The following is a 2,575-nucleotide window of genomic DNA, read 5'->3' as shown; positions in this document are numbered from 1 at the left end:
GCTTGCAAGCGGGGCGGGTGGACTCGACTCCGGGCCGGGGGCGGCCTAATATGGAACATATAGCGAACACTTGCCGCCGCCATGCCCGCCCGCCGTATCCTGTCGCTCTGGTTTCCGCGGCTTGCCGCCGAACGCGCGCTGCGCCGCTGGCACGGGCTGCCGCCCGGGCCGCTGGCGGTGGTCGCCGAAACCGGGGGGGCACAGATCCTCGCCTCGCTGAATGCCGAGGCCGAAGCCGCGGGGCTGCGGCGCGGCCAGCCGCTGCGAGACGCGCTGGCGATCTGTTCGGGGCTGATCACCCGGCCCGCCGACCCGCCGGGCGAGGCGGCCTTTCTGGACGGGCTGGCACGCTGGGCCGGGCGGTTCTCGCCCTGGGTCGCGGCCGAGCCGCCCGAGGGGCTGGTCCTCGACATCACCGGCTGCGCCCATCTGTTCGGCGGCGAGGAGGGGATGATCGACGCGCTGCGCACCGACTGCGGGGATCTGGGGCTGAGCCTGCGCGCCGGGCTGGCCGATACCCGCGGCGCGGCCTGGGCGCTCGCGCGCTTTGCCGGCGTGCAGGCCGCGCCGCACCGCTCGGGCGACGCCATCGCGCAGGAAGCCCGCGCCACCCGCGCGCGCGCCGCAAAACGCGCCGTCTGGCAGCGCCGCCCCGACCTGCCGCAAGGCGCCCCGCCGCCGCAAATCGCGCCGCCCGGCCAGACCCGCGCCGCGCTCGCGCCGCTCCCCCTGGCCGCGCTGCGCCTGCCCCCCGACATGGTCGAGGGACTGGCCCGGCTGGGTCTGCGCCAGATCGGCGACGTGCTGGGCCTGCCGCGCGCGCCGCTGGTCCGCCGGTTCGGCCGCGACCTGCCGCGCCGGATCGACCAGGCGCTGGGGATCGAGGCCGAACCCGTCTCGCCGCTGCGCCCCGCCCCCCGTTTCGCGGTGCGCCTGACCCTGCCCGACCCGATCGGGCTGGAGGCCGACATCCTGGCCGGGATCGACCGGCTGCTGCCCGCGCTCTGCGCCCGGCTGGCCAAGGCAGGCCGCGGCGCGCGGCGGGTGCGGCTCCAGGCCTTGCGCTGCGATCACGGGGTCGAGACGGTGGAGCTGGGCCTTGCCCAGGCCGTTGCCCGACCCGAGCGGATCCGGCCGTTGCTGGCGCTGAAACTGGGGGCGCTGGAGGCCGGGCCGGGCATCGACCGGCTGCGGCTCGAAGCCCCCGTGACCGAGCCCGTCCATGCCCGCCAGCATGCCGGCCATGCCGAGGCCGCCCGCGACGCGCTGGCCCGCGGCGGCGCCGGGACGGCGCTGGCGGACCTGATCGGGCGGATCGGGGCGCGGGTGGGGCTGGACGCGCTGACCCGGGTCGCCCCGGCCGAAAGCCATATCCCCGAAAAGGGCTGGCAGGTGCTGGCCGCCGCCTGGTCCGAACCGGTCGCCGACTGGCCCGCCCGCACCCGGCCCCGGCCGCTGCTGCTGTTCCCGCCCGAGCCGGTCACCGCCCCCGACCGGCCCGCGCCCCCGGACCGGTTCCGCTGGCGGCGGCGCGATTTCGCGAGTCTGGGGGCCACCGGCCCCGAGCGGATCGCGCCGGAATGGTGGCTGGACGATCCCGCCTGGCGGTCCGGGCCGCGGGATTACTGGCGGGTCGATACCGCCGAGGGGCTGCGGCTGTGGCTTTACTACGCCCATGGCGGCGAGATGTCGTCGGGCTGGTTCTGCCAGGGCCAGTTCGCCTGAGCGCGCGGGGCAAGGGGGCGCTGCCCCCGCCGCCGCTGCCGCAAGCGGCACCGGCGACTCCCCCGGGATATTTCCGGCCAGAAGAAGCAGCGCGGCCGGGGCCGGGCCCTGCGCCGGTTGCACCATGGATCCCGCAGATGCGCGAAAACGCGCGGGGTCATTGCCGTCGGGGGGGGAGAGCGAAAGTCCCCGGTGCCACAGGCTGGGTGGGGGCTGTTGAACCGCGGCACCGGGGTAGCGTCTTCGCTATGAAGACAATATTCCCGCAAATCCGGGCGGCATCGCGGACTGCGCGCGACCATCGCAAGGTAATTTCGGGGCGCGATCCGGGCGGGACTTGATTTGACGACGCGGCGGCGGCACGCTGGGCGGATGAACGTCGTGACACCGCCCCCGTTCGTCCACGTCGGCCCGCCCGAGCAGATCAGCTTCGACCGGGCCGAGCTGGGAGTGATCCTTGCGCTTTACGGCCGGATGGTCGCCGCGGGGGAGTGGCGCGATTATGCCATCTCGTCGCTGCGCGAGGCGGCGGTCTTTTCCGTGTTTCGCCGCACCGCCGAGCACCCGCTTTACCGCATCGAGAAGCGCCCGCGCCTGCGCGCCCGCCAGGGGATCTATGCGGTGACCGGGATGGACGGGCGCATCCTGAAGCGCGGTCCTGACCTGAAACAGGTGCTGCGCGTGCTGGACAAGGCGCTGATCCGCCCGGTCGGATAGGGGCTGTCGACTAGAGCGTTTCAGGTTTACACGGAAGCATAGCCTGCGTCCTTGAGGTAGTTGGCGCACTCATCGGGGGTGAAGCGGTTGAGGATTGTTCCGACCGAGCGCCAGAGCGTGTCTCTCGACCGCG

2 protein-coding genes and 1 pseudogene are annotated in these 2,575 nt (G+C 74.2%); 2 read left to right on the top strand and 1 reads right to left on the bottom strand.

What is annotated here, in order from left to right; genetic code table 11:
* Window positions 1-81 precede the first annotated feature (81 nt).
* Together ENN83_RS00010 and ENN83_RS00005 are read left to right on the top strand one after the other, a co-directional pair.
* Window positions 82-1,725, top strand: coding sequence for a Y-family DNA polymerase (locus ENN83_RS00010; protein WP_287182576.1), 1,644 nt, complete (start codon window positions 82-84; stop codon window positions 1,723-1,725).
* Window positions 1,726-2,097: 372 nt separating this feature from the next.
* Window positions 2,098-2,442, top strand: a complete 345-nt coding sequence (locus ENN83_RS00005; RefSeq protein ID WP_287182575.1) for a DUF2794 domain-containing protein — start codon at window positions 2,098-2,100, stop codon at window positions 2,440-2,442.
* A 26-nt stretch (window positions 2,443-2,468) separates the two neighbouring features.
* On the opposite strand, the pseudogene ENN83_RS17075 reads toward ENN83_RS00005, so the two are convergent.
* Window positions 2,469-2,575 (bottom strand): annotated as a pseudogene (locus tag ENN83_RS17075) (IS630 family transposase); the annotation flags it as partial.

The sequence above is a fragment of the Rhodovulum sp. genome, assembly GCF_011048875.1.
Classification (GTDB): Bacteria; Pseudomonadota; Alphaproteobacteria; order Rhodobacterales; family Rhodobacteraceae; genus Rhodovulum; species Rhodovulum tesquicola.
This window is presented reverse-complemented; position numbering and strand designations above follow the sequence as displayed.

Coding starts and splice junctions, on each gene's coding strand:
- ENN83_RS00010 (WP_287182576.1), top strand. CDS start 82: ATGCCCGCCCGCCGTATCCTGTCGCTCTGGTTTCCGCGGCTTGCCGCC.
- ENN83_RS00005 (WP_287182575.1), top strand. CDS start 2,098: ATGAACGTCGTGACACCGCCCCCGTTCGTCCACGTCGGCCCGCCCGAG.